The organism is Actinoplanes derwentensis, from assembly GCF_900104725.1.
Lineage (GTDB): Bacteria > Actinomycetota > Actinomycetes > Mycobacteriales > Micromonosporaceae > Actinoplanes > Actinoplanes derwentensis.
In genome coordinates this window covers 6,115,348-6,141,261 of record NZ_LT629758.1, presented here as the reverse complement: position 1 = coordinate 6,141,261, position 25,914 = coordinate 6,115,348, and the positions used below count along the sequence as shown (strand labels likewise).

27 protein-coding genes, 2 tRNA genes and 1 pseudogene are annotated in these 25,914 nt (G+C 68.4%); 13 read left to right on the top strand and 17 right to left on the bottom strand.

Annotation, left to right across the window (positions count from 1 at the left end):
* Nucleotides 1–12: 12 nt before the first annotated feature.
* Nucleotides 13–363: a roadblock/LC7 domain-containing protein gene (locus BLU81_RS26810; RefSeq protein ID WP_231953527.1), complete on the bottom strand. Its 351-nt coding sequence runs from the start codon at nucleotides 361–363 to the stop codon at nucleotides 13–15.
* A gap of 132 nt (nucleotides 364–495) precedes the next feature.
* On the bottom strand, nucleotides 496–1,002 hold the full coding sequence (locus BLU81_RS26805; protein WP_157751803.1) for a DUF4388 domain-containing protein: 507 nt from the start codon (nucleotides 1,000–1,002) through the stop codon (nucleotides 496–498).
* 97 nt (nucleotides 1,003–1,099) lie between these two features.
* Here BLU81_RS26805 and BLU81_RS26800 point away from each other — a divergent pair, with 97 nt between their 5' ends.
* From BLU81_RS26800 to BLU81_RS26765, 8 genes are all read left to right on the top strand, one after another.
* Nucleotides 1,100–2,311, top strand: a complete 1,212-nt coding sequence (locus BLU81_RS26800) for a deoxyguanosinetriphosphate triphosphohydrolase (protein ID WP_092557676.1) — start codon at nucleotides 1,100–1,102, stop codon at nucleotides 2,309–2,311.
* A 52-nt stretch (nucleotides 2,312–2,363) separates the two neighbouring features.
* Nucleotides 2,364–4,220, top strand: coding sequence for a DNA primase (gene dnaG, locus BLU81_RS26795; protein ID WP_092547239.1), 1,857 nt, complete (start codon nucleotides 2,364–2,366; stop codon nucleotides 4,218–4,220).
* Nucleotides 4,217–4,735 carry a hypothetical protein gene (locus tag BLU81_RS26790; RefSeq protein WP_092547237.1) on the top strand — a complete coding sequence of 173 codons (519 nt, stop codon included), beginning with the start codon at nucleotides 4,217–4,219 and terminating at the stop codon, nucleotides 4,733–4,735. Before dnaG ends, BLU81_RS26790 begins: the two co-directional genes overlap by 4 nt.
* A gap of 32 nt (nucleotides 4,736–4,767) precedes the next feature.
* Nucleotides 4,768–5,691, top strand: coding sequence for an ABC transporter ATP-binding protein (locus BLU81_RS26785; RefSeq protein WP_092547235.1), 924 nt, complete (start codon nucleotides 4,768–4,770; stop codon nucleotides 5,689–5,691).
* Nucleotides 5,692–5,693: 2 nt separating this feature from the next.
* A complete protein-coding gene (locus tag BLU81_RS26780) occupies nucleotides 5,694–6,443 on the top strand; it encodes an ABC transporter permease (protein ID WP_092547233.1) in 750 nt (249 codons plus the stop codon).
* Nucleotide 6,444: 1 nt separating this feature from the next.
* Nucleotides 6,445–7,227, top strand: coding sequence for an ABC transporter permease (locus BLU81_RS26775; protein ID WP_092547231.1), 783 nt, complete (start codon nucleotides 6,445–6,447; stop codon nucleotides 7,225–7,227).
* Between the two features lie 154 nt (nucleotides 7,228–7,381).
* Nucleotides 7,382–8,497, top strand: a complete 1,116-nt coding sequence (locus BLU81_RS26770; RefSeq protein WP_092547229.1) for a YihY/virulence factor BrkB family protein — start codon at nucleotides 7,382–7,384, stop codon at nucleotides 8,495–8,497.
* A 489-nt stretch (nucleotides 8,498–8,986) separates the two neighbouring features.
* Entirely contained in the window at nucleotides 8,987–9,811 is an 825-nt protein-coding gene (locus BLU81_RS26765; protein ID WP_231953526.1) for an apurinic/apyrimidinic endonuclease family protein, read from the top strand.
* A gap of 120 nt (nucleotides 9,812–9,931) precedes the next feature.
* On the opposite strand, the gene BLU81_RS26760 is transcribed toward BLU81_RS26765, so the two are convergent.
* Entirely contained in the window at nucleotides 9,932–10,228 is a 297-nt protein-coding gene (locus BLU81_RS26760; protein ID WP_092547225.1) for a hypothetical protein, read from the bottom strand.
* Nucleotides 10,229–10,434: 206 nt separating this feature from the next.
* Between BLU81_RS26760 and BLU81_RS26755 the strand changes: the two genes are divergently transcribed.
* From BLU81_RS26755 to BLU81_RS26745, 4 genes are all read left to right on the top strand, one after another.
* Nucleotides 10,435–10,507, top strand: a tRNA-Asn gene (locus tag BLU81_RS26755).
* 348 nt (nucleotides 10,508–10,855) lie between these two features.
* Complete coding sequence (locus tag BLU81_RS26750) at nucleotides 10,856–12,121, top strand: NAD(P)/FAD-dependent oxidoreductase (protein ID WP_092547223.1); 1,266 nt, start codon at nucleotides 10,856–10,858, stop codon at nucleotides 12,119–12,121.
* A gap of 21 nt (nucleotides 12,122–12,142) precedes the next feature.
* On the top strand, nucleotides 12,143–12,298 hold the full coding sequence (locus BLU81_RS49280) for a hypothetical protein (RefSeq protein WP_172890626.1): 156 nt from the start codon (nucleotides 12,143–12,145) through the stop codon (nucleotides 12,296–12,298).
* 52 nt (nucleotides 12,299–12,350) lie between these two features.
* A tRNA-Ile gene (locus BLU81_RS26745) sits at nucleotides 12,351–12,427 on the top strand.
* A 538-nt stretch (nucleotides 12,428–12,965) separates the two neighbouring features.
* On the opposite strand, the pseudogene BLU81_RS50895 reads toward BLU81_RS26745, so the two are convergent.
* Nucleotides 12,966–13,334 (bottom strand): annotated as a pseudogene (locus BLU81_RS50895) (recombinase family protein); the annotation flags it as partial.
* A 133-nt stretch (nucleotides 13,335–13,467) separates the two neighbouring features.
* Here BLU81_RS50895 and BLU81_RS26735 point away from each other — a divergent pair.
* Nucleotides 13,468–14,664, top strand: coding sequence for an ISAs1 family transposase (locus BLU81_RS26735; protein ID WP_092547221.1), 1,197 nt, complete (start codon nucleotides 13,468–13,470; stop codon nucleotides 14,662–14,664).
* On the opposite strand, the gene BLU81_RS26730 is transcribed toward BLU81_RS26735, so the two are convergent.
* From BLU81_RS26730 to BLU81_RS26680, 13 genes are all read right to left on the bottom strand, one after another.
* Entirely contained in the window at nucleotides 14,569–15,378 is an 810-nt protein-coding gene (locus BLU81_RS26730; protein WP_231953525.1) for a recombinase family protein, read from the bottom strand. The genes BLU81_RS26735 and BLU81_RS26730 overlap by 96 nt on opposite strands.
* A 66-nt stretch (nucleotides 15,379–15,444) precedes the next feature.
* Entirely contained in the window at nucleotides 15,445–15,705 is a 261-nt protein-coding gene (locus BLU81_RS48615) for a hypothetical protein (RefSeq protein ID WP_157751802.1), read from the bottom strand.
* 173 nt (nucleotides 15,706–15,878) lie between these two features.
* The gene (locus tag BLU81_RS26725) at nucleotides 15,879–16,526 is read right to left on the bottom strand and encodes a hypothetical protein (protein ID WP_092547219.1); all 648 of its coding nucleotides are present in this window, start codon (nucleotides 16,524–16,526) and stop codon (nucleotides 15,879–15,881) included.
* Nucleotides 16,526–17,419, bottom strand: coding sequence for a replication-relaxation family protein (locus BLU81_RS26720; RefSeq protein WP_092547217.1), 894 nt, complete (start codon nucleotides 17,417–17,419; stop codon nucleotides 16,526–16,528). Before BLU81_RS26720 ends, BLU81_RS26725 begins: the two co-directional genes overlap by 1 nt.
* 504 nt (nucleotides 17,420–17,923) lie before the next feature.
* A complete protein-coding gene (locus tag BLU81_RS26715; protein WP_231953524.1) occupies nucleotides 17,924–18,703 on the bottom strand; it encodes a DUF2637 domain-containing protein in 780 nt (259 codons plus the stop codon).
* Between the two features lie 429 nt (nucleotides 18,704–19,132).
* The gene (locus tag BLU81_RS26710; RefSeq protein ID WP_092547215.1) at nucleotides 19,133–19,933 is read right to left on the bottom strand and encodes a hypothetical protein; all 801 of its coding nucleotides are present in this window, start codon (nucleotides 19,931–19,933) and stop codon (nucleotides 19,133–19,135) included.
* Between the two features lie 10 nt (nucleotides 19,934–19,943).
* Complete coding sequence (locus tag BLU81_RS26705; protein ID WP_157751801.1) at nucleotides 19,944–20,525, bottom strand: hypothetical protein; 582 nt, start codon at nucleotides 20,523–20,525, stop codon at nucleotides 19,944–19,946.
* Between the two features lie 31 nt (nucleotides 20,526–20,556).
* Nucleotides 20,557–20,790, bottom strand: coding sequence for a winged helix-turn-helix domain-containing protein (locus BLU81_RS26700; RefSeq protein ID WP_092547212.1), 234 nt, complete (start codon nucleotides 20,788–20,790; stop codon nucleotides 20,557–20,559).
* A gap of 579 nt (nucleotides 20,791–21,369) precedes the next feature.
* Complete coding sequence (locus BLU81_RS26695; protein WP_092547210.1) at nucleotides 21,370–22,005, bottom strand: hypothetical protein; 636 nt, start codon at nucleotides 22,003–22,005, stop codon at nucleotides 21,370–21,372.
* A 21-nt stretch (nucleotides 22,006–22,026) separates the two neighbouring features.
* On the bottom strand, nucleotides 22,027–22,485 hold the full coding sequence (locus tag BLU81_RS26690; RefSeq protein WP_092547208.1) for a hypothetical protein: 459 nt from the start codon (nucleotides 22,483–22,485) through the stop codon (nucleotides 22,027–22,029).
* Nucleotides 22,485–22,637 carry a hypothetical protein gene (locus tag BLU81_RS48610; protein WP_157751800.1) on the bottom strand — a complete coding sequence of 51 codons (153 nt, stop codon included), beginning with the start codon at nucleotides 22,635–22,637 and terminating at the stop codon, nucleotides 22,485–22,487. Before BLU81_RS48610 ends, BLU81_RS26690 begins: the two co-directional genes overlap by 1 nt.
* Before the next feature lie 168 nt (nucleotides 22,638–22,805).
* On the bottom strand, nucleotides 22,806–23,066 hold the full coding sequence (locus BLU81_RS26685; RefSeq protein WP_157751799.1) for a hypothetical protein: 261 nt from the start codon (nucleotides 23,064–23,066) through the stop codon (nucleotides 22,806–22,808).
* A 56-nt stretch (nucleotides 23,067–23,122) separates the two neighbouring features.
* A complete protein-coding gene (locus BLU81_RS26680) occupies nucleotides 23,123–25,735 on the bottom strand; it encodes an FtsK/SpoIIIE domain-containing protein (RefSeq protein WP_092547204.1) in 2,613 nt (870 codons plus the stop codon).
* Between the last annotated feature and the right edge of the window lie 179 nt (nucleotides 25,736–25,914).

The window sequence follows — 25,914 nt, the reverse complement described above, 5'->3', positions numbered from 1 at the left end:
TCACTGGATCGGTCATCTGTCAGCGACCAGTTCGTCGGCCAGGCGCTGCATCTTGCGGCGGGCCACGGCGAGGTTGCCGCGAACCCGGTCCAGCCACACGTAGAGCACCAGGCGGCTGTCGAACTCGGTCTGGACCATGCGCAGGAGGTGATAACCCCCGGCGGTCGTGATGATCAGGTCTTCGAGCAGGTCGTGCGGTATCGCCGAGACGAACAGCGAACGGCTGGTCGCGGCCTGGACCACTTCGGCCGTGCCGGCGGCTGCGGCCTCGTGGTCCTCGTTGGGTGCGGCTCCGGTCGTAGCGACCGGAAAGCCCGTGGTGTAGTCGACGATGCTGGCCCCGACAGCGCCAGGAATCGTCATGGCCTCCTGTAGACAGTGGTCGACGCCGGGCACTTCACTCCTCAGTGCTGCGGTCCCGTTCGGGCGCTTTCCGCCCGCCACCGTGGGCCATCCTCCGGTGACCGTGCGACTAGAAGTCGCACGTGGTGTGCGTCATGGTCGAGTAGCCGTCACTCGTTTACGTGGACGCCGTGGATGCGGTACCGCGCGCAGCCGCGCGGCGGTCAGATGGCCCAGCGCGCCCAGCTCCACCCCGGCGACGTCGCCGATCCAGTGCCGTTCCCCGGGCGCGAACCGGGCCGGTGCGTCGGCCTGTTGCAGCAGCACGTGCGTGGCGTCGACGATGACCGCCATCACTCGCAGCGCCAGTTCGTGGCGCCCGAGCCAGCCGTCGCGCAGCAGTACCCGGCCGACCCGGTGACTGCCGCGACCCTCCGCGTGTACGGCCCGCCACGTCTGCGGGGCGAGCCGGCCCGAGGAGATCAGGCGTTCGCCGAGGCCGGGACTGGCAGCCGTCGCGGCGTACGAGATCCGGCCGGCGATCAGGTAGAGCACCCCACCCGGGGCGCCACCGACGTGCAGCGCGCCGGTACGGCCCGACTCGCCCAGCTCGGTGAGCAGGCGCCGCATCGAAGCGGTCGCCGGTGAACCAGGAATCACGGGTCGTCATCCTGGGGGACACATCGAGTGCTGTCGTCGCACGGTGGGTGCGCTGTCCGAGCCCGGTTCACCCGAGCGGGCACATAGTCTTGTGATCATGACGGCCGACTCCCAGCGATGGACCACCGAACCCGCCAAGGACAGTGGATACGGCCGCACCCCCTACCAGCGGGACCGGGCCCGGGTCCTGCACTCGGCCGGTTTCCGGCGACTGGCGGCCAAGACCCAGGTGCACACCGCCGGGTCGGACGACTTCCTGCGCACCCGGCTCACCCACTCGCTGGAGGTCGCGCAGATCTCCCGGGAGATGGGCGCCCGGCTGGGCTGTGATCCGGACGTGGTGGACGTGGCCGGGCTCGCCCACGACCTCGGGCACCCGCCGTTCGGTCACAACGGCGAGTCGGCGCTGGACACCGCCGCGCAGTCCTGCGGCGGTTTCGAGGGCAACGCGCAGACCCTGCGGGTGATCACTCGGCTGGAGGCGAAGGTGCCCGGATCGGGCCTCAACCTGACCCGGGCCACCCTCGACGCCTGCTCCAAATATCCGTGGTTCCGCAAACCGGGAAAACGCAAATTCGGCGTGTACGAGGACGACCGGCCGGTCTTCGAATGGCTCCGGGACGGACGGGACGACGAGCGCCGCTGCCTGGAGGCCCAGGTGATGGACTGGGCCGACGACGTCGCCTACTCGGTGCACGACGTCGAGGACGGAGTGCACGGCGGCTACATCACGTTCAGTGATCTGCTGACCGACGCCGGTGAGCGGGCCGAGCTGTGCGCCGACGTGGCCGCCACCTATTCCTCGGAGTCCCGCGACGAACTGGAACACGCCCTCGACCAGCTACTCGCCGACCCGGCCGTGATCGCGGTGGCCGGTTACGACGGGGGCTACCACTCGCTGGTCGCCCTGAAACGGATGACGAGCGTGCTGACCGGCCGGTTCGTCGCCTCGGCGGTCGGCGCGACACAGAGTCACCACGGCGTCGATCCGTTACGCCGTTACCAGGCCGATCTGATCGTGCCGCGGACGGTCCGGGATCAGTGCGCTCTGCTCAAGGGCATGGCTTTCCGGTACGTGATGCGCTCCCGTTCCGCCGAACAGTGGTACGAACAGCAGCGGACGATGCTGGCCGAACTGGTCGAGGCGCTCACCCGTACGCCGCAGGGGTTGGATCCGCTCTTCCAGCCGCTGCACGCGGGCGCGGCGGACGACGCGGCCGCCCTGCGAGTGGTGATCGACCAGGTCGCGTCCCTGACCGACCACACCGCCGTGGCCTGGCACGACAAGGTCGTGAAGAAACGCCGCTGACGCGAGCCGACCCTGCTGGCGGCCGCCCGGCCGAACGAGGCAGGATGTAGCCGTGGCGGGCAGGGTCAAGGACGAGGACATCGCAGTGGTCCGCGACCGGACCTCAATCACCGACGTGGTCAGCGAGACGGTGACGCTGCGGTCGGCGGGCGGCGGCAACATGAAGGGGCTGTGCCCCTTCCACGACGAGAAATCCCCGTCGTTCAACGTTTCGCCTGCTCGTGGCGTGTATTACTGCCACGGCTGCGGGCAGGGCGGCGACGCGATCAAGTTCCTGATGGACGCCGAGCACCTGACGTTCATCGAGTCGGTCGAGCGGCTCGCGAGCCGGGCCGGCATCCAGTTGCGCTACGACACCGACACCAGCAAGCCGTCGGGACCGCGGCCGCCGTCGGGGCAGAAACAGCGGCTGATCGCCGCGCACGCCACCGCCGTCGACTTCTACCGCGAGCAGCTGGGGACACCGGGGGCACGCAAGGCCCGCGAGTTCCTGGCCGAGCGCGGATTCGGGCGCGACGCGGCCGAGCGCTACGGCTGCGGTTTCGCCCCGGACAGCTGGGACGCGCTCAGCAAACACCTGCGGCTGAAGGGCTTCACCGCCGAGGAACTGGTCACCGCCGGTCTGTCCAAACACGCCCGGTCCGGGTCGCTGATCGACCGGTTCCGGCGGCGGCTGCTCTGGCCGATCCGGGAGGTGACCGGGGACACGATCGGGTTCGGCGCGCGGAAACTGTTCGACGACGACGACGGCCCGAAATACCTGAACACCCCCGAGACGCCGCTCTACAAGAAGTCGCACGTGCTCTACGGCCTGGACCACGCGAAACGGGAGATCGCCAAGCGCGGCCGGGCGGTGATCGTGGAGGGCTACACCGACGTGATGGCCTGCCACGAGGCCGGTGAGCCGACCGCGGTGGCGACCTGTGGCACCGCGTTCGGGGTGGACCACATCCAGGTGCTGCGGCGGCTGCTGATGGACAGCGACAGCTTCACCGGCGAGATCATCTACACCTTCGACGGGGACGCGGCCGGGCAGAAGGCGGCACTGCGGGCGTTCGAGGAGGACCAGCGTTTCGTCGGGCGTACCTTCATCGCGGTCTCGCCCGGCAACATGGACCCCTGTGACCTGCGGCTGGCCCGCGGTGACCTGGCGGTCCGCGACATGATCGCCGGCCGGGAGCCGCTCGTCGACTTCGCGTTGCGGCACACCATCGGCCGGTTCGACCTGGACACCGTCGAGGGCCGGGTGGAGGCGATGCGCAAGGCCGCGCCGCTGGTCGCCAAGATCAAAGACCGGGAGAAGCGCCCGGAGTACGCCCGGAAGCTCGCCGGCGACCTCGGCATGGACCTGGAACCGGTGCAGCGGGCGGTCAACAACGCGCTGCGGGGTGAGGCCGCCCAGCAGCCGGCCCCACGTGCCAAGAGCGCCCCCGACTCGCCGCAGCGGCTGGTCGAGCGGGAGGCACTGAAACTGGCGCTGCAGGAGCCGGTGCTGGCCGGGCCGATGTTCGACGCGGTCGGCACCGAGAACTACGGCGACGCGGTGCTCCAGGCCGTCCGGGAGGCCATCACCGACGCCGGTGGGGTCCAGTCGGCGGCGACCGGCGGGGCGGTCTGGATCGAGAAGGTCCGGGACGCCTGCGCCGACATGGGCGGTCAGATGCTGGTCGGCGAACTGGCGGTGGAACCGCTCTACTTCGACGGCCAGGTCGACCCGCGCTACGTGCAGGTCACCCTGGCCCGGCTCCAGGGCGGGGCGCTCGCCACCCGGATCCGGGACCTCAAGTCCAAGGTGCAACGGCTCAACCCGGTGGCGCACAAGGACCAGTACCTCGCGCTGGCCGGTGAACTCTTCTCCCTCGAACAGCAGGCGCGGGCCCTGCGTGACCAGGCGGCAGGTGCGATGTGAAGCTCTTCCGGCGGCGCCCGAGACTTCCGGCCGGCTCGCGGCCACCGCTGGCGCCCGAGGAACGTGTCGTGGCGTGGTGCACGGTCGCCGAGACGGCGGACGTCGTCGTCGCGACCAACCACGGTCTCTGGCTGCCCGGCACGGAGCGGCTCGGCTGGCACGAGATCCACAAGGTGGCCTGGTCCGGGCGGGAGCTGCGGATCACCCCGGCCGAGGTGGCCGAGGACCGGGACGGTTACACGGTGCTCGTGGACGGGCCGGTGGTGTCGTTCCTGCTGCTCGAACCGGGGGAGCTGCCCGATCAGGTGCGAGCCCGGGTGACCCGGTCGGTGGCGTACACCACCCATCACGAGCTGGCCGCGGGCGCGGTCCGGGTGGTCGGCCGCCGGGTCAGCGGGCAGGACGGGCTGAGCTGGGCGGTCCGTTACGACGCGGGGACCCCGGTCGAGCAGTCTCTCGAAGCGACCGACGAACTGGTCGGTGCGGCGCGGTCCACTCTCGAACAGGCCGACTGAAAACTGTCGGACCCCCTCCGTAAGGTCGGGGCGTGAACTCCCTCATCCACGCGCGCGGGCTGGTCAAGAAGTTCGGCGACTTCACCGCGGTCGACGGCATCGACGTCGACGTGCGGCCCGGTGAGGCCTTCGGCTTCCTCGGGCCCAACGGCGCGGGCAAGAGCTCCACCATGCGCATGATCGGTTGTGTCTCCCCACCGACCGACGGGGTGCTGCGCATCCTCGACATGGACCCACGGCGCGATGGGCCGGCGATCCGGGCCCGGCTCGGGGTCTGCCCGCAGCTCGACAACCTCGACCCCGAGCTGTCCGTGCTGGAGAACCTGACGACGTATGCCCGCTTCTTCGGCATCCCGCGCAAGACGGCCCGCGCCCGGGCTCTGGAGCTGCTGGACTTCGTCCAGCTCGGCGAGCGGGCCGGCAGCAAGGTCGAGCCGCTGTCCGGCGGCATGAAACGGCGGCTCACCATCGCCCGCGCCATGGTCAACGAGCCGGACCTGGTGCTGCTCGACGAGCCCACCACCGGCCTCGACCCGCAGGCCCGGCACCTGGTGTGGGAGCGGTTGTTCCGGCTCAAGCAGCAGGGCGTGACGCTGGTGCTGACCACGCACTACATGGACGAGGCCGAGCAGCTCTGCGACCGCCTCGTGGTGATGGACGGTGGCAAGATCGTCGCCGAGGGCTCGCCCCGGGCCCTGATCGAGCAGTACTCGACACGTGAGGTCGTCGAGCTGCGGTTCGCCACCGACGACCAGGGCACCTACGCCGGCAAGCTGGCGGGCCTCGGCGAGCGCCTGGAGGTGCTGCCGGACCGGATCCTGCTCTACGTGAGCGACGGCGACGGGGCTCTGGCCGAGGTGCACCGGCGGTCCCTGACCCCGGCCGGCTCGCTGGTCCGCCGCAGCAGCCTGGAGGACGTGTTCCTGCGCCTCACCGGCCGGACACTGGTGGACTGACGATGACCTACGTCCTGGAATACCACCTGGTCAACTACCGGCGCACCTGGCGATCCAGCGTCCTCTCCTCGCTGGCGCTACCACTGCTCACCATGCTCGGCTTCGGCGTCGGGGTCGGCGCCTACGTGACCGGCGGCATCGACGGCCACTCGTACCTGGCCTGGATGGTCCCCGGCCTGATCGCCTCCACCGCCGCGCAGACCGCCGTCGGCGAGTCCACCTGGCCGGTGCGGAGCTGCTTCGACTGGGTGAAGAGCTACTTCGCGCAGGCGGCGGCCCCGTTGCGGATCATCGACATCCTCGGCGGCCATCTGGCGTTCATCATGTTCCGGGTGCTGCTCAACGTCGTCGCGTTCCTGCTGGTGACGCTCGCCTTCGGCACTCTGCGTTCGGTGTGGGCGCTGGTCGTGCCGCTGATCGCGGTGCTGCTCGGCCTGGCGGTCGCGGCTCCGGTCGCAGCGTTCACGGCCAACGTCAGCTCGGAGACCCACCTGACGATCCTGCTCCGTTTCGCCGTACTCCCGATGTCCCTGTTCTCCGGGGTCTTCTTCCCGGTCGACTCGCTGCCGGTGGCGCTGCGGTGGATCGCCTACGTCCTGCCGCTGTCGCACGGTGTCGATCTGAGCCGGGCCGCCACCCTGGGCCTGGATCCCGGTCCGGGAGCCGTCTGGCACGTGCTCTACCTGGCGCTGTGGTGTGCCGCCGGGTGGGCGCTGGCGGTCTGGAGCTACCGCCGGAAACTGGTGGTCTGACGTGCTGACGACAACCCTGGCCGGGCGGTCCGCCGCTGTCGCCCAGCGCAACGTGACGGCGCTGAAGAGCGCGTACTGGCTGGCCATGCTCGGCGGCCTGCTGGAGCCGGTGCTCTACCTGTTCTCGATCGGTCTCGGCGTGGGCGCGCTGATCGGCGACATCCCGCTGCCCGGCGGCCGGATGGTGAGTTATGCCGAGTTCGTGGCCCCCGCGATGCTGGCGGCGTCGGCGATGAGTGGCGCGCTCGCCGAGACGACGTTCAACTTCTTCGGCAAGATGAAATTCTGGCGGTTGTACGAGGGGATACTCGCGACTCCGGTCCGGCCGATCGAGATCGCCCTCGGCGAGCTGTGCTGGGCGATGCTGCGCGGCAGCGTCTACTCGGCCGCCTTCCTGGTGGTCATGGTGGTGATGGACCTGACCACCCCGGCGCGGGCCCTGCTGGCTTTTCCCGCCAGTGTCCTGATCGGGTTCGCCTTCGGTGGCCTGGGGCTGGCGATCTCCACGGTGATCCGTGGCTGGCAGGACTTCGACCTGATCAGCGCCGGCCAGTTCGCCCTGTTCCTGTTCTCCGGCACGTTCGCCCCGGCCGGCGCCTATCCGGAGGTGCTGCGCTGGCTGATCGAGGTCACCCCGTTGTACCGGGCGGTGGACCTGATCCGTGGTCTCACCCTGGGCGAGGCCGGCCTGATGCAGTTGCTCGACGTCGCCTATCTGCTGGCCCTGACGGTCGCCGGCCTGCTGATCGCCGGTCGCCGGATGGAGCGCCAACTATGTAAGTGAGCCGTCTCCTGGTGGCGCGTCGCTCGGTAAGTGACCCGTCCGGGATGGTTAGGGCGAACGGCCTGCGGGCACCTCCTGGTCAGGCCGTTCGCGCAGGTCGTCGTGGGGACGCGACTGCGGGCCGGCCATCACTTCGGCCCGGAGGGACCCCACCATGAGACTTCGCCACCAGGCTGACGAACAGCCGGACAGCACCGACGACCACCCGGCGGACGAGGCCCGCAGTCAGGGGTCCGCCGACTACGACGTGGCCGCCGCGGCCACGTCCCGCACCCCGGACGACGGCGCGCCGAAGCTGAACGCGCCGAGCCCGGACGCCGGGCCGGACAGACCCAGCCAGCTGCACCGCAAGGGGATCTGGGCCGCGATCAAGCGGACCTTCAAGCAGTTCGACGAGGACAACATCTCGGACTGGGCGGCGGCACTGACCTACTACGGCGTCCTGTCGATCTTCCCGGCGGCCGTGGTGCTGGTCTCGCTGCTCGGCCTGCTCGGGAGCGACGGCAAGAACACGGTCACCGAGGCGGTCAACGACCTGACCCCGAACGATCAGCTGCGCAGCCTGGTCGACACGGTGCTCACGCAGGTGGGCGACTCCGGGACGGCCGGGTTCGCCGCGATCGTCGGTCTGGTCGTCGCGTTCTGGTCGGCGTCGGGTTATGTGGCGGCGTTCATGCGTGCCTCGAACGCCGTCTACGACGTGCCGGAGGGCCGCCCGATCTGGAAGACGCTGCCGATCCGGGTCGGTGTCACCGCGGGCATCGGCGTGATGCTGATCGCCTCGGCCACCATCGTGATCTTCACCGGGGAGCTGTCCCGGGTGGTCGGCGAGCGGCTGGGCTTCGGCGGGGTGGCCGTCACGGCGTGGAACATCGCCAAGTGGCCGGTTCTGATCGTCCTGGTCAGCCTGATGTTCGCGCTGCTCTACTGGGCCTCACCGAACGCCAAGACCGGTGGCTTCCGCTGGATCACGCCGGGTGGGATGTTCGCGGTCGTGCTGTGGGTGGTCGCTTCCGCCGGGTTCGCGATCTACCTGGCCAACTTCGCCAGCTACGACAAGACGTACGGCACCCTCGGCGGTGTCATCGCCTTCCTGGTCTGGCTGTGGATCTCGAACATGGCGATCCTGCTCGGGGCCGAACTCGACGCGGAACTGGAGCGGGGCCGGGCCATCGCGGCCGGCCACCCGGCCGACGACGAGCCGTTCCTGGAGCTGCGGGACACGCGCAAGCTCAAGAAGGGGAGCGAGCACGGTCTGAGTCAGCACTGATCGGGCTTTTCGGCGTGCTTCGGCACGCAACATACGCACGAGCAGCCGACGATTGCATGTCCATTTGTGCACAGTCTGAATATCAGGACTGACCGAAGTTGCTCTTCCGTGTTGGTTCCGGGGTGGCTACTCGCTGGTCACCCCGGGCTTGTCCATTGACCTGCATCGATAGGTGAGGCCGCTTTCGATCATGTTCGCGCTGGTGGTCGTGTCGCACGCAACGTGCGCCGCTGATCCGCCGCACGCCACAGGCTCGTACCCGAGGGCATGGGATCCACGGATGGAGGCGGCTATGGCACCGCGGAGGCGCGAGATCGGCCGTTCAGGTGACGGCTCCCGCATGGTCCATACTGGAAGCGTCAGCGCGTGCGAATGCACGTGCACCTGCACGGGTGACCTCGTCCGGGGAGGATATTGATGCGGCTTCGACATCCCTCCGGCCGAACTGTGCACCTGAGTTGCGGAATCAGCCTAGTCCACGCCGAAGACGTGACAGCGGCCGTCGAACGACTCGACGCCGCCAACACGGTCCTGCGGAGTCACTTCGGCGCCGGCGCGCTGACCGTCGCCCTTCGGCTGCCGCTCCGCCTCGCCGCCGCCCTCGCCGACGAAGGCCGCGCCCGCACCCGGCTGCGTAACGAACTCGACGCCCGAGGCCTCGAAGTCGTCACGTTGAGTGGCGCGCCCGAGGGCGGCGGCGAGCATTCGGCCCCCGACTGGAGCGAACCCGCCCGGCTGCGCCACACCCTCGACCTGGCCCGCGTCCTCGTCGACCTACTGCCCTCCGAAGAGGTCCGCGGCGCGCTCACCACCGGCGGACTCGGCCGCGCCGGCGACTGGGACGAACCCCGCCAGCGCGACGGCGCCCGCCACCTGTCCCGCCTCTCCGGCGGCCTCGCCGACCTGGCCTGGCGAGTCGGCCGAGCCGTCCGCGCCGGTTTCCAGCCCGGCCCCGGCCAGATCCTGGACAGCCCCGAGCAGACCGTCGCCGCGCTCAGCCGCATCGACAAGGACCGGCTCGGCATCTGCCTCGACCTGGCCACCGTGCTCCGCGACTGGCCGGCCCCGGAAGCAGGCATCGACCGGATCACCGACGCCGGGCTGTCGGTGATAACCGCCCGAATAACCGACCCGTCCGCCACCTGGCAGCCCGTCCTGCGGCACCTGCTCGCCGCCGACACCGCCCGCACCGAGTACGTGGACGTCGACGTCGACGGCACCGACGAACAACGCGGCGAGACCCTGGCGTACGTCCTCGATGAACTGACCGCCCTCGGGCTGGTGCCGGAGCAGGAACCCTGCCCCGCGCCCTGATCTCCTGCTGTTCTGCCCCGACTGCTCTTGTTCCGACTTTTTTGTTCCGGCTGTTTTTGTCCCGGACGTGCCTCGGCGCCGCGCCCGGGGTCGGGAGCGGCGCCGGAAGACGGGCGGTCGTCAGTAGGTGGTGCCGGTGACCTTCGTGCCGCTCGGAGCGGTCAGCTCGTCCGTGGTGTCCACGCTGCCGTTCGTGCTCAGCTTCTCACCGAGCTTCGACGACTGCAGCTTGTCCTTACCCTCGGTGTAGAGCTTGTTGGCCTGCGCCTGGGCCACACCGGCGGCCTCCTGGACCGTCGGGTGCTGCCAGGCCTTCTGCGCCGTGGACCGGATCTCTTCGTACTTCTCCCGGCCGGCACGGCTGCCCAGGACGAAGCCCGCCGCGAGACCGGTGAGGAACATCAACTTTCCGCGCATGATGGCGGCTCCTTCCGTAGTTCGACGCGCCTGCGTCTGCGGAGTGCATACCCATCCTGCCGTGCCGGTACTCCCCACATCCCGGTTTCGGCCCCGCTGTCGGCCTCCGGCTCGAACGGGGGTATCCCATTGGTGGGGAGGCCCGGTGGTCATGTAGTCTGTTCTTCGTCGCCAGGGAGACCGGGTGGCAAGGAAAAAAAGAACGATCCCCGATAGCTCAATTGGCAGAGCAGCCGGCTGTTAACCGGCAGGTTATTGGTTCGAGTCCAATTCGGGGAGCAGCTTTTCAAACCCCAGGCTTATGGCCTGGGGTTTTCTGTTTGTCCGACCTCTGCTGCCCCTAGGTGCCGGGATTACCCGAAAGGCATCCGCGGACTGGTCGCGGTGAGCACTCAGCAAGGCTTCCACGTTCTCGGTTCGCCAGATCCGGCCCTTGCGTTGGGGCGGGCGGATGCGGATGTCGTGGGCGTCCATCAGACTGGGCGGTGCGGTCGGCATGGTGGTAGTTGCGGACGGTGCTGACGGGCGTACGGCCGAGTCGGGTTTGGGGCCTGGCTCTTTCGACACCGTGGGGACGTTGGTCTGGTTACGCTGGGTTCGGTAACAATTGCATCCTGTGAGGTGGAAATGTCGCAGCCGGTAGAGGTGGACGTCGTCATCGTCGGCGGCGGGCTCGCCGGGCTGTCCGCCGCGCGACGGCTGGACCGGGCCGGAGTCGAGTGGCTCCTCGTCGAAGCGTCCGACCGGCTCGGCGGGCGCGTCGCCACCGACGTCATCGAAGGATGGCACCTGGACCGGGGTTTTCAGGTCCTCAACACGGCCTACCCGCGGCTCTCCGCGCTCGCTGACGTGGACGCGCTCGACATGCGCTACTTCACGTCCGGCGTGCTGGTGCGCCGCGGCGGGGCACTGCACCGGCTGGAGAACCCGCTCCGGGAACCACTCACCACCCCGAAAACCCTGCTCTCCGGAATCGGATCGCTCGCCGACCGGCTCAAGTTCGCCGCGCTCGCCACCCGCTGCGCCACCCTGCCGGTGAACCGGCTGCTCGACATGCCGGAGACCAGCACCCAGGAGATGCTGCGCGCGGCCGGCCTCTCCCACCGGATCATCGAAGAGGCATTGCGGCCGTTCTTCTCCGGCGTGTTCGCCGACCGGTCCCTGGACACGTCCAGTCACGTCGCCGCCATGGTGTTGCGCTCGTTCACCCGCGGTCGCATCGGGGTGCCCGCCGCCGGCATGGCCGCCCTGCCCGCGGCGATCGCCGGCCCGTTGCCGTTCCCACAGTTGCTGGTCGGGGCTCGTACCCTCTCGCTGGGCCCCGGAATGGTCGTCACCGAAGGAGGCGAACTCCGCTGCCGCGCGGTGATCGTCGCCACCGACCCGCTCGGCGCCGCCGGCCTGCTCGGCGGGCGACTGCCCCGGCCGGACGTGCACAGCCTCACCACCTACTACTTCGGGGCCGACCACGCCCCCATCGACGAGCCGATCCTGCTGCTCGACGGCGACCGGCGGGAGATCATCGCCAACACCGTGGTGATGAGCAACGCTGCGCCCGAGTACGCCCCCAGCGGCAAAAGCCTCATCGCCGCCACCGTCGTCGGCACCTCGGCGCCGTCCAGCGCCTCCGACGCGGTCATCCGGGTCGAACTGTCACGGATCTACGGCACACCCGCCGACGACTGGGAACTCCTCGAAGTCATCAGCATCCCGCAGGCCCTGCCCTCGGCCAGCCCGCCGCAGGCCAGGCTGCGCCAGCCGGTAAACCTGGGCGACGGCCTCTTCGTGGCCGGTGACCATCGCGACAGTCCCTCCCTGCAGGGCGCAATGGCCAGCGGCTGGCGCACCGCCGGAGCGGTACTGGCGTCACTAGGAGCCCGAGTCGGGGTTTAACGGCCGTTTTAGGGGGTTTCAATGAGCGACATCAACCCGGAGAACTACGCTGAGTTCACCACCCAGGACGGTCCCGGTAACGAGGAACCGCCCCGGGTAGAGGATCTTCAGCCACCCGACATGGTCGAGGATCCCCGGTCGCAGATCGTTCTTCTGCCGAAATCCCTGGTGCAGTGATAGATCGCTAGGCTTGGGAGCGGGGCACGGGATAGTATCGCCGCCGGTATACGGGGCGGTAGCTCAGTGGGTTAGAGCAGGGGACTCATAATCCCTCGGTCGCGGGTTCGAGTCCCGCCCGCCCCACCAGGTTTGGCATTGCGCGAACCGGATCCGGTTCGTTGCCGTCGCCAGGGGACGTAGCGGGTGTCGCCGCGTCCACCGGGACGGGTTCGTCGTGCGGCAGCCGGAACACGGGGATGATCTCGTCGCCGGTGATGCGGATCTCGGCGATCAGTTCTTCGATGATGGCCTTGCGCTCGGCTGAGTCACCGTTGGCGATCACCTGCTCCAGGCGGGCCCGGGTCTTCGCGAGGGTGCTGGGCGACGGTGCGACGGGTTCGTCGCTGATCAGGTCGGTGATCTCGTCGCGGCGGACCTTGAGGGCTTCGATCTCGGTGCGGAGTTCGCGCAGTCGCGGGCCGGTGTCTTCCTCGTCCATGGTGCCGTTCTCGAATGCCGTCCGGTATTTGTCGCGTGCCGTGGTCTTGGCGGTGATGGCGGCTTCGATGGCGTCGAGTTCGGCGTGCCGGTCGGCGTTGGTGTCGCGGTGGTGGGTTCGTGCCTTGTTGATGGCGGTGGCGATGAGGGTGTCGGCGTCGCGGTAGAAGTCGTGCAGTGCTTGGAGGACGGCTTCGTCCATGGCGGGGGCGTCCAGGCGGGGACTGGTGCAGCCGTGGGCGCCGTATCGGCTGCGGGAGTAGCAGGTGTAGTAGTGGTAGCTGCGGGTGCGGCCTTTCGCTGAGGTGCCGATGTACTTGTTCTTGCAGCGTGGGCAGGTGATCAGGCCGGTGAGGTGGTAGTCGGATCCGTTCATGGCTCGCTGGTTGTGGGCGTCGGAGCGGGAGTCGGCGATCTCGCGGATGTGGTCCCAGGTGGGGCGGTCGATGAGCGCTGGGTGGGCGTCGGGGACGTGGGTGTCGCCGTAGACGATGTCGCCGGTGTAGGCGGGGTTCTCGAGGAGACGGCCGATCGTCATGCCGGACCATTTCTTGCCGGTGCGGTTGGCACGGCCGTTTCAAGATCGATAGTTGCGGTGAGTGATGGTGGCGGCTTCAGCGTGTCGGATATGGACGAAGCTCCGTTGAGACCAGGTCTTTCCACGGAACTGGTTCAAACGGAGCTTCGTCGTGCCGCAGTCTGTCATCCCCACCACCGATCCAGCATCGTCGGCGACCGTCGGCGAGGCCTCGTTCACGCCTTCGTGTCACGGTCTGCTGGAGTTGTTCCTCGCCGTTTCTGACGGCCGTTCGGACCAGGGCCGTGATCATCCGGTCGCGGTCGTGCTCGCGCTGGTCGCGGCGGCCACGGTAGCCGGTTTGAAGGGCTACAGCGCGATGAGCGGCTGGGTCGCCGACGTGCCCTGCCACATCCTCGACGGCCTGTACACGCGGGCCGAAGCCCGCCCGGCAGGGCGGCCATCACGCTCGACACTCTGGCGGGTCTGCACCGACACCGACACCGATGTCCTGGACGCGGTGATCGCCGAGTGGACCACCACCCAGCAGACCGCCACCAGCACCGACACCCCGATCCAGGTGCGCCTGGACGGCAAGACCGTCCGCGGCGCCGTCGACATCGACGGTGAACAACTGCACCTGCTGTCCGCTCTGGCCGGCCCACCGCACCAGGGATCAGCGGCCGTCGTCATCGCCCAAGCGCCGACCGACGGCGCCAAGACCCGCGAACCGGCCACCGCCCGTGCCCTGCTCGAGTCTCTCGACCTACGCGACGTCACGGTCACCGCCGACGCCCTGCACACCGTCAAAGCCACCGCCGAACTCATCCACCAGCAGGGTGGCCACTTCGTCCTACCGGTCAAAGAGAACCGGCACGCCCTGTTCGACGCCCTCGACGCCCTGCCCTGGACCGACACTCCGATCGGCCACGAGAGCACTGACACCGGGCACGGCCGCACCACCCGCCCCACCATCCGGGTCCTACCCACTCCACCCGGCCTGCCGTTCCCGCACGTCAAACAGGTCTGGCTGATCGAACGCTACGTCACCCACAGCAACGGCAAACAGTCCGCAGCCGCACAACTCGGCGTCACCAGCCACCCCGCCGACCAAGCCGGACCCGCCGAACTGGCCGCGTTCAACCGCGGCCACTGGGCCATCGAAACCCTGCACTTCATCAGGGACACCTGCTACCGCGAGGACCACTCCCACGTCCGCACCCGCTCCGGACCCCGCGTCCTCGCATCGCTACGCAACCTCGCCATCAACGCCCTACGCCTGGCAGGCCGCACCGACATCACCGAAGCCACCCGCTGGGCCAACCGCGACATGACCAGGCCATTCACCATCCTCGGTCTCACCAGATGATGTTGAAACGACCGTGGTGCGGTTGGTGACGCCGCGCCGGTTGAGTTCGTCGGCGATGGCGCGGGTGCCGAGGCGTTTCTTCACGTACATGCGGACGATTTCGGAGAGGATCGCCGCTTCGTGTTCGTGTGGTACGAGTTTCTGGGTTTCCCGGTTGATGAGGTAGCCGTAGGGGCGGTTACCGCCGGGCCATTTTCCTTTGGCGGCTTTGGCGTTCATTCCGTTGATGACGCGGTCGATGATGGTTTCTCGTTCGAATTCGGCGAAGACGCCGAGGAGTTGGACGAGCATGCGTCCGATGGAGGTGGAGGTGTCGAACGGTTCGGTGGCGGAGGTGAACGCGACTCCGGCGCCTTCGAGTTGGCCGAGCAGGTTCAGCAGGTCGGACAGGCGGCGGGAGAACCGGTCGACGCGGTAGACGAGTAGTACGTCGTAGCGGCCGGCTGCGGCGGCGCGTAGGGCTCGTTGCAGGCCGGGGCGTTCGGTGGTGGCTCCGGATGCGTCGTCGGTGAAGGGTTCTCCGGCGATGATCCATCCGGGTTGAGAGTTGACGTACGAGGTGAGAGCGGCGAGTTGGGCGTCGATGGAGAACGGCTGGTGCTCGTCGTCGGTGGAGCGGCGCAGGTAGAGGGCGACGCGGCGGGTGCCGGTGGGGGTGTCGCCGAAACCGGTGCGTGGGCGGCGGCGTCGGGAGCGGGCGGTGGTGGCTGCCACGGGCGTTTCCTTCCGAGGGGTGGTCGGCGGGGTGGCGCTTGGCGCGCCACCCCGCCTGGTCGTGCGTCATGCGGTGGTCGGGTCGTCGGGGTGTTCGCGTTCGTAGCGGGCGATGAGGACGGCGAGTGCTTCCACTGCTCTGGCGTATTGGGCGGCGGTCATGGGGACCGTTTCGATGTGGTGGATTCGGATGTCGGTTATGGCGGCCTGTTTTCGGCCGGATGCGGTCCGTGATTTTCTGGCTTTTTCGGATCCCGGACGGGGTTCGGCAGGCGCATTTCGATGATACCCGATTTCTGTTGCTGAATGGTCGGGGTCGCGCGGCATATGCCTCCATAGGAGATGCGCAAGATTGAGTGTTTTGCGTGACGAATCATGTGCTCGGATTCCTTTCTTCAATGCGGCTTCTGCAATTGCATCGTGGTCGGCCGAGGATTCTTTGGCACGAGCCGTGGCCGGCACCCCGACGGAGTGCCGGCCACGGTGAGAGCGTGCGAGTGCTATGGGAGTTGTGGTGCCGTCTGGTCGTCGGTGACGAAGACGTCGAGCAGTGCGACGGCGTGTCGCAGCCGGGATTGGGCGTCGCGGTTGGTGATGGAGTACTGCAGGTCGGCGTGGAGTTGGTCGATGACGCCGATGACCGGGGCGGTACGGATGGCGGCTTGCGACGTGCCGCGCAGCCAGGCGGTGGCCAGTTGCCGGGAGGCGGTCGCGGCGGCGAGGTTCGTCGCGGAGACCGCGTAGTTGCGGCCGCCCGTATCCGGGTGGTGTCGGCTGGTCGGTCCGGGCGGTTCGGTGGTGAAGATGCGTAGCCATCGGACGGCGCGGCGTAGGGCGTGGTGGGCTTGCTGGTCGCTGACGTGTTCGTCGCGCAGGATGTCGAGCAGTTCGGCGACCATGGCGATCACCGGGGCGGTCTGGACTGCCTTGCCCGGATGCGCCAGCAGGGTCGCGGTGAACCACTGCACGTCGTGAGGTTGGCGGATTGGCTCCGGTTCGCCGAGCAACTCGGCAAGGGTCCGTGTCGCTTGCACATCGTCTCGGTGGTCGTCGGTCGGGAGCGGCAGCACGCTGGTCTTCGCTTGTTGCTGCTCGTCGGTGTCGTGGTTGTCGCTGGTCGTGGTGGGTTCGGGTTCGTGGGCGTTCATCAGTTGTGCTCCGTGATCTCGTGGTCGTCGTACGGGAGTTCGGCCAGGCGTAGCCGGGGGCCGTGGTGGCCGTGCAGCCACCACACGTTCTCGGCGGGCGACTGCCCGGTGGTGGTGGCGTGGTCGCCGGCGGCGGTGGCCACCAGGTCGGGGACGTCGGTGTCGGTCAGGAGGTGGTGGAGGTGGAGTTCGCGGCGGGTCGAGGGCAGCCAGAACAGCACCGGCCACCGCCAGCGGGTCATGTCCGCGAGCCGGACGTAGTTGATGATCTTGTTGGCGAGGACGGTCAGGCTTTCGGTGCCGAGATCCATCTCGAGCAGGAAGGGCATCTGCCGGTCGTGTTCGGTCCAGATGCCGTGGGCGTCCGGGCGGGGCAGGTTCTTGAGCAGCATCAGGCTGGGGTCGTCGCCGGTGCGGAAGAAAGCTCCTCTCTCTTGCAGGGCGGAAGCGGACCGCCATTGGATGAGGCGGCTGCCGGGGTGGGTGCGTTCGTGGCCGGCCAGGTCGACGAAGAACTGGTTGGTGGCCAGCAGGTGCGGCAGGTTCGCCCGGGACGTGAGGTGCTGGCGGCGCTGCCTCGCTTGGTCGCGACGGGGCAGGGGGTCGCGGCGTTGGGCGGCGACGATTTCGGTGCCGAGTTGGTCGAGCAGGTAGTGGTACGGATAGGAGCCGCCCTCCCAGCGCTGTGGCCGGAACCGGGCCACCACGCCCAACGCGAGCAGCTTGAGCAGCCGCCGCTGACAGAACGTCAGCGACCCGTACAGGGCGGTGTTGATCTGGTCGGTGGTCAGGACGCCGTGGTCGTAGAGCCAGCCGAGTAGCCGCAGATCACGGCCGGTGAGAGCGGATTGCGCCCGCAGTAGGCGCTGTTCAGTGCTGGTAGGGATAGGCATCACCCCCAGGGGAGACCCCAGACGAGGGTCTGTCGCAGCACACGACGACCGTCGCCGGATAGCGGCTGACCTGGGCTGACAGGTGGACGATGGGGTCGGTGTGGGGGTCGGTGTCAAGACCGACCCCCACACCGTCACCCGGACGCACCCCGGCACCGACACCCCGACCCCACCCAGCCAGTCGGTTTGAGTCGAAAGCCGTGCTGGTCCCGTTCCGAGGACGGGACGCCTCGGCTGGTTGACCTGGTGGCGTTGTGATCAACGGTCCGGGCGTGCTGTCGCAGTTGGGTGCCAGTTGGGTTCCGAGCGAAGTGGACAGCGATGGTGATGGATCGTTGGTCGCGGGCGTGACAGGTTTTGACAGATCGACCGGGGGCGCTGGGCCTGGACTTCGGCAGGAGCACGGAGGTACGTTCCGCGGCTCTTCTAACGGGCGGTTCATGGACACTCCTTCTCGTTGGTAGGACGGCAGACGGCTCGCCGCAGCACCGCCGACGCCCGTCATCACGGCGGCGAGCCGGTGACGGCGGTAGCCGGCAGGTCGGCTTTCCCCATGGCCGGGGGTGTGTCGCCGTCTACGGTCGGTCCTTCGGGGCGGGCGGGTTGGTCGCGGATGAGCTTGACCAGTGCGGACGCCCGCGCGTTCGACATCGCGTGGCCCTGTCGGCGTAGCACATCGGCCAGGGCTTCGCGTGACAGCGGGCGACCCTCGCCGGTCAGGTCGTCCGCGGCTTTGCGGGCGACGGGGAGTAGGTCGCGGATCTCGTCATCGACCGTCGCGGGTGGCGGACCGTCGTCCGCGACAGTCGTGGGCTGTTGCGGACGTCCGGGACCGTCCGGGACGGCCGCCGAGGCCGGGACCATGGCAGCCGGGCCGGATCCCGTCCGGCCGAGTGCGATCTTCACCATGGCCAGGAACCCGACCGCGGGTAGCGCCGCCGCGAGCCAGCCGATGACCGACGGCTCGGCCTCCACGACCTGCGCGCCCAGCGACAGCACCACAGCGACGACCAGCACCACGGCCGGGAACCACAGGTGAGCACCGAGGCGTTTACGGCGCCGGAGTTCCAGGCCTCCGGCCACGGACATCAACTCCAGCACCACGGCGTCGGCCCACGCCAGCCACCCTGGCTGGCCGTGTGCCTCGGCGACGTCGTGCACGTGCGTGAACGAGGCTGCCGCCGCGGCCGCCCCGATCGCCAGCATGATGACGACCTGGACGACACCCTCGACGCGGGCGGCACGGTCCGCCCGCGCCGGGAGTGGTGTACGGGGTTCGCTCACCGGCGGCCCCGCACGGGTGGTGATGCCCGGCCGTACCGGGCGGCGGGAAGGATTCCGTTCGCGGTGACAGACCGTGACAGATCACGAACGGGCTCGGATCGGCGCTGGTGACAGATCCGGCGCGTATCCTGCTCTCCCCAAACAGCGTGACAGTGATCGATAATCATGGTTTTACTCTCCACAAGAGACGACGAACCTGCCCCGCGGCAGCGGAACAGGGATGAACGAAGCAGCCGCCGCAGCCCGAGGGCGGCGACGGCGGCAGGCAAGCCGAGCAGAGAGCGCGGGCTTGCTACAGGAGAAAGGGGCGGCTCGACGCCGTTCTGGACACCAGACCGACAAGATTTTTTCCAGCGATCACACCGGCGATGGGGGTTGGTGGTGCAGCCGAACCGATCAACACCACTCTCACGGCGCGCTGAGCTGGCATTACAGGACCTGACCCCGCTCGTGCTGCCGGGCAACCGGGACGGTTCGGATGCTCGGCACGGGCCGCTGTTCGACTGGTTCGAGGACCGCTTCTCGATGCTCAACTGGACCATCCCGGCCGATCGCCTTGGTCCCGGCCTGCCGCCCAGGGACATGCGGCCCCGCATGCTTCTGCGGTTCCTGCTCGAAGACGCCGACTACCCCCAGCGCGACCAGATCTGGGCCGCCGTCATCACCGGCGCCCGCCGGCCCGCGACTGCCGAGCCGTACCGGCTCCTCGCGATCAGCCTCGCCGCTCGCGGCCTGCGCCGCTCTCGCAAGCGCGTCGTTCTGGCCCACCGCGACGACACCGCCGACATCGACCATGACCTGCTCTACGGCTTCCTGAAACGGATGACGACCATCGACATCCGGGCGACGAACCTCGGCATGAAACTGATCGAGAGCGGCATCACCCACGCCAAGGGCCGACAATCCCGGCCATCCCAACAACCCCGGAAACCCCGCAAACGCCGACCACCTGCGCCCATGGCCGACAGCACGCCCGACGAGGAACTCAGCATCCTCTTCCACGAATTTCTTGCCGCGCTCGCCGTGGATGGACGGCCGCTGGCTGAGCGGGACGTCAAGCTGCTCACCATCACCGGCTTCGACCACGGCAGCATGAAAGAGGCCGCCGACCAGTTGGGCATGAGCCTGGAGACCGCCTACAAGCAACGCCAGCGCGCCAAGGCCCGCTTCCTGAAGTACCTCGCCGCCCGCGACCGGGAACCCGACGATGAACCAGCCGGTGGAGTTCACGGGAAGTCGGCTACCGGTCGCGGTGCCACGGCATCCGCGGAGGCGGCGGAAGCATCGACTCGTCGAACGGCTCCGCACCCTGACCCACGGCGATCAACTCGCCGATCAGCGCCGAGAGCTCCTGCTGCCAGCTCGGATCACGATCGATCCGCAACACCCCACGGATTTGATCCGACACCACCAACACCGGACCACCCGACCGACCCGCCACACTGAAATCCGGCCCATGCACCAGCACGACAGCACCCGCGACACCGGCCTGAACCGTCACCTCGGGCGGGAACGGGCCCGACCGCGCGATGTCCCACAACACCACCACGAGATCCACCAGCACGATCTCGTCCTCCATGAACACCACGTACGACGACGCCGCACCCCGCGACCGCGCCGGCCACACTGAGGCCGGCATGTCGCGGAGTTCCGCTGCCAGCGAGCCGGCCAACGTTTCGCGACTGGTGACCGCCGCAGCGGGCGAGACGGCGGCCTCGGTGTCGCTAACCGCGCTATGGCGGCGGCTGTCTGCAGGATCAGAGGTCGCCATCACGTGAGCCAGCCTGCCACCATCTGCAAGACGCTGGAAGTCGGCGGGCACGCTCTCCGTGGCTCGACGGGAACTGGAGCGTCTAGCTCTTGGGCTGTTCGCCCTGCTCGGTGACGAAAACGCCGACACCGGAGAGGCCCTCGACGAGTCCTTTCGCCTTGAGCCACTGAATCGCGTTGCGTACTACGGTGATCGATACGTCGTACTGCGCTCGGAGTTCGGCAGTACTCGGTAGGCGGTCGCCCGGTTTGAGGCGACCCGATTCGATCTGCGTGCTGATGTCATCGATGATCAACTGCGTTTTGGACTTCGCCACGTCTTCTCCCTGGTCCGCACGACCAGTGGACCATGTGACGACTTCCAGCCGCAAGCATAAGGACGCATCTTGTCGCGTCTAGGTGTTGCCTTATGCATAAGGTTGGGTTAGGTTGCTGGTTGTCGCTCCCCGGTCCGCAACCCAGCGAGTGACCGGCCATGGCATCCGCGTGCCGTGGCCGTGGAACATCCCGGCCGGTCGTGACGCACTGCGTCCACCGGCCGGGCCTCGACGACAGCGAAGGAGGTGCCTCGAACCGACGGCCCACATCTATGACGTACGGGTCGGACGAATCCGCGACCAACCTCTCGAGATTCAAGGAGGACCGCGATGATCAGCCCGAGTGATCCCCTGTGGCGAGCGGCCCAACAAGCCGCCGACTGCTTGTCGCAGGCCGGCTACGCGTTCGTCGAGGACGACCGTATCGAAGGACTCGCCACGACTGTCCAAAGGTTCCTGGAATCGGTCGGCATCCCGACGAACCCCGGCGGTGAGACTCGTCGAAGCGCATGACCATGCCGGCGCGGGCTGTTCTGCTTCATCAGCGACGCAGCGCGATGCCATGTCGCTGACGGCGGCTCAAATCAGCGCCGTCACCGCCAGAACCAGGATCCAGGCGAGGAAGCTACCGCCGAAGCAGATCAGCCCGCCCAGCCGCGCGGAATGCTCGACGTCGCCCAACGACTGCGCACGCGGCCGACCGAACACCGAGATGACGATGTAGGCAGCGAAGTACGCGATAGCAGGCAGGCCGCACATCGACCACAACAACGTCCCTACCGAAGCCCCATCGGACGGAGCGAGGATGAACAGACCGCAGGCAACCAGCCACGTGCAGAACGCCGCGACAGAGTAGACCAGCGCGTTACGGCCTACTGGCGACATCGTCGGGAAGAGAGCAGGCCGCATGCCGCGTTCCTCGGCCTTCCGGGCCTCAACGTCAGCCTGGTTCACCGCCTCCCAGGCTCGCCGAAGTGCTTCATCGACGTCGTTCAGCCCAGTTCGCGCTGTGCCGCCGAACGACGGATGTGGCTCCCGTAACCGCTGCGCCAGAGCAGGGAGGTGTTCCCCTTGAACGTTCAGCCGTCGTTTGAGCTTGTCGATCTCGGCCCGGCCGGTGAGGGCTCGCTGCCGGACCTGCGTAGACCTCGCCTCTTCCTGGCTGCGGGCATCGGCGAGTTGGCGCGCGAGGTCAGTGTATTCAGGCCATCTCATGGCGGCCCCGCATCACGAACATCACCGTTCCGGCGAAGCTTCGATCGCAGCCTCAGCCCGATCGAGGAGATCCCACCAGTGCTCGCCTTCATCGCAGTAGGAGGCAAGGAGATTGGCCGCGATGACGTAAGCAAGGATGATCACGCGTTCCATCGGCAGGATCTGATCGACTCGCGTTCCGGAGTGAGCTGCCTGAAGGTGCTTGTTGACCTCGTCCTCGGCTACGCCGACCCACTTTTCAGCGGTTGCAACCTCTCCTGCGATTTCAGCGAGCTCCTCGTTGGTCGACCGTGCGCCTTCGTTGAGGTCGTACAGGACATAGAGCGACACCGCAGTAGCGAGGTTCAGGCCGTGAATAGCGGCCTCATCGCTGGTGAACGCGCCGAGAGCTTGTTGCAGGCGGGCAAGGTCCTTGCCGACTACCGCTCCAAGCGCCTCGCGTACGAGTGGCTCCACACTGAAGTCAATCTTTCCCACCATCAGTCCTTTCGGTTCTTCCGTAGCTCGTCGACGAAAGATCGGATCGCGGCGACTGCAGCGATCGCAGCGATCGTCACGCCGGCTACCGCTTTCACCGGCACCGGCATGAACTCCTGCCACGGCGACCAGGCGACCGCCGTCGCCGCTCCCATTGCCCCGATTGCGGTCGGAGTCAAGTATCGGCGTGGCGGCGCCTTGGCGTGCTGCTCCTCAGCGACGCGTCGCGCTGCCGCTCTCCTTCGTCGCTCCTTCTTGGTCAGGCGCTTGGGTTTCCGCGGAGAACGTGCGGGCGGTCCTGTGCTGCCCCCGCCGCTACCTCTTCAAGTGCCGTCGGCGACGGCTCGGGCCTGGCTGATGGTGTCGTTGGCGATCTCGATCGTGCCGTGCACCTGTTGGGAGAGCTTCTCGATACTCTCCTTGACCGTGGTGAGGCCGGCGACGGTGGCGGTAGCGCCAAGGGCGACGGCCTGGTTCACGGCTTCGTCGGTTTTCGAGGCTGCGGCGTTGGCGGCGTTGCTGGTGTCGTTGAGTTCGTCGATCACCCCTTGCAAGGCGGCGATCACCTCATCGATCGCGGACATCGGCGTGTCCTCCTTCTCGAAGCGCGGTAGTGGCATAGAGGTCTACAGCCGCGAGCTCATCCCGGTTCGTTGATCTCGTCGTGGCGGCCGGGGCGTACGAACGGCACGATGAGCCGTTGGCGTTGGTCGTGCCGGTCGAGCAGCAGTGCCCGGTTGGAGCGAGGTTGCCAGGACAGCGTGTGGTCACCGAGCAGCGAGGACAGCTCGCTGCCGGGGACGTTGAGCGCGACCAGGCAGGCCACGTCTTCGCGTCCGGCGGAGCCTCCGATGGCGTCGGAGAAGCGGCGGGCGACTCGCCACCAGCTCAGCACGTGGACCCCGTGGCCAGGCCCTTGGCGGAGCACGATGCGCAGGTCGTCGAGGCCGGTACGGCGTTCCGGGCCGCGTTCGCCCAGTAGCGGCACGATGACGTCGGCGGCGAACGCCACCAGATATGTCGGCCTGCCGGGCACAGCGGTGGCGAGTTCGGCGAGGATCGCGCGAACTGTTCCGCCGTCGGCTTCGGTGCAGTCGTGCCCGGCAGCGGTCAAAGCGGCGACGAGGTCATCGACGACCTGGTCGGCGACAGCGGCGAAACTGGCGACCACGAAGCGGGCGGTGCCGGGCTCGTGTTGGCTGGCGAGACTGGCCGTGGCGGCGTGCAGGACGTCCGCGCCGATGGTGGAGGTGCCGAGGACGGCCAGGTGTCGGCCAGGTACGGCGTCCATGGCGAAGCCGACGGTCGGTAAGCCGACGTCGATGGCCCGGCCGACGAGGGCTTGCCGGCGGCGGACCTGCGGGGTGAGCGCGCGGTAGAGCGGGTCGTCGTCGATGTGGTGCTCGGCGTAGCCGGCGAACACCGCGGGCGGCTCGTTGACCGGCGACCTGGACTGCCACAGGATGTGGCGCTGTGCGGCGAGCGAGGCCGGGTCGGCTTCGGGAAACCGGACGGTCCGGTTGGCCTGCTCGACGCCGCCGGCGTTGTTGACCACGGCGGAGCCGACCGGGAGGCCGTCGGCGGCGGTGTTGCCGGATTCGAGGATGCCGGAGCCGCCGGGCAGCGCGATCCGCAGCGGGAACTGTCCGAAGATCGAGTCCTTTTTCGTGTACAGCGCTTCGATCCCGGCCAGTGTCTGGGAGGCGAGGATGAGGTGGATGCCGTAGGAGCGGCCCTTGCGGGCGAGGTCCTCCAAAGCGGCGACGGCATCGCGGGCGAGGGTGTCGTTGGCACCGAACAGCACCTGGAACTCGTCGATCACGACCACCAGGCGCGGCAGCGCCACGTCGGTGCTGGCGCGCAGGTCGGCCAGCTTGGTGACCCCGGCAGCTTTGAGTGCGGCGGCGCGGCGGTTCATTTCCCGAGTCAGGGCTTGCAGGACGGCGAGCCCGTACTCGCGGTCGGACTCGATGCCGACCGTGCGGGCGTGCGGGATCCAGGACGGGTCTTTCAGGGTGGGCGTGAACTCGACGAACGACACACCCTCCTTGAAATCGAGCAGATACAGACCCAACTCGTCCGGCGAGTATCGCGACGCGAGGGCGTACAGCAGGATCAACAGCAGGTTCGTCTTGCCCGCGCCGGATCGCCCGGCGAGCAGCATGTGCGGCGTCGCGTCGTCCAGTACCAGCTCGTACGGGATCCGCCCGTCCCGGCCGACAGTCGCCCGCAACCCGGTCGCGGACGACTCCTGCCAGATTCGGTCCGGCATCAGCGACGCGAAGTCCGTGCGCCGGGCCACCGCCGCGGTCGCCGCCATCCGGCGGCTGAACTCGGCTGCCACGTCCTCGCTGGCACCGGGATCAAGCCGGATCGGTGCGGCAAGACCGCTGCCGTCGGCCGACAACCGGTACGGGCCTGGCGTCTCGGACATCCTCCACCAGCCGTCCACGCCCGAGCTGATCATCGTCGTGTGGTCCAGCCGTGGTGGCCCGTCGCCGTGCATGAGCGTGGGCGGCCAGCCCGCCAGCAGCAGGTGCACCCGCGCGGCCGGGCCGGCATGAGCGATCGCTGCCAGCCGCGCCCACTCGGCACGCCCATGCCCCGAGGGCAACGCGGCGACGGCGATCAGCAGCACGGGCAGTGCCTGCAGATCGCCGGCTTGCGCTGCGGTGATCTGCCGCTCCGCCTCGTCCAGGGCGGTGCGCAGTCCGGCGAGCGTGGTGGCCGGGGCGGCCCACGCCTCGGCATCGATGAGCGGCCGGAATGCGGTGAACACGGCACCGAGCATCGCCCCGTCCACCGGCAGCACCCGCACGCTGCCCTCCGGCAGTGCCGCGATCGTGCGCACCAGGACACCGCGCAGCCATGCCGCCACGGATCGGTCTCGGGCGTCGGTGTCGATTGCCAGGTGGCCGGCGCCGACGAACGGCGCTGCCGCCCAGAACACGCTGTTACGGATCGGCTCAGCATCGCCCACCCGTAGGAACAGCGGGCCACCCGACCGCGCGTCCTGACCGAGCTGACGGCTGACGATCCGCCCGTCGAGCGGCATGCCGAGCCAGCCGGGCAGGCCAGCTTGGGCCACGGCCTGCAGCTGAGCTACCAGCCGCCTCAGCTCACCATCGGCCGCTGCACCCGCGAACTGGTCATCCTCCAGCCCAGCGACCGACGCCTCCGCATCCAGCAGCAACGACGCAGCCTGCCGATGCAAATCCACCGCTCGCCCAAGAAACTGCGCGATCGAACCCATCGCGGCCCTCCCCGTAGCGATGCGGCATCAACCGGGCGTCACCCTATCGGACGCATGCACGTGGTGTCATTCCTCGATCTCGATGCGTGATCTTCGTGTGTGCGGCTCCTCAACGGTTCGAAGCCTGGGCGAAATTGATGACCAGATTCGCCACGAACCTGCCGGACTGAGGTCGTTCC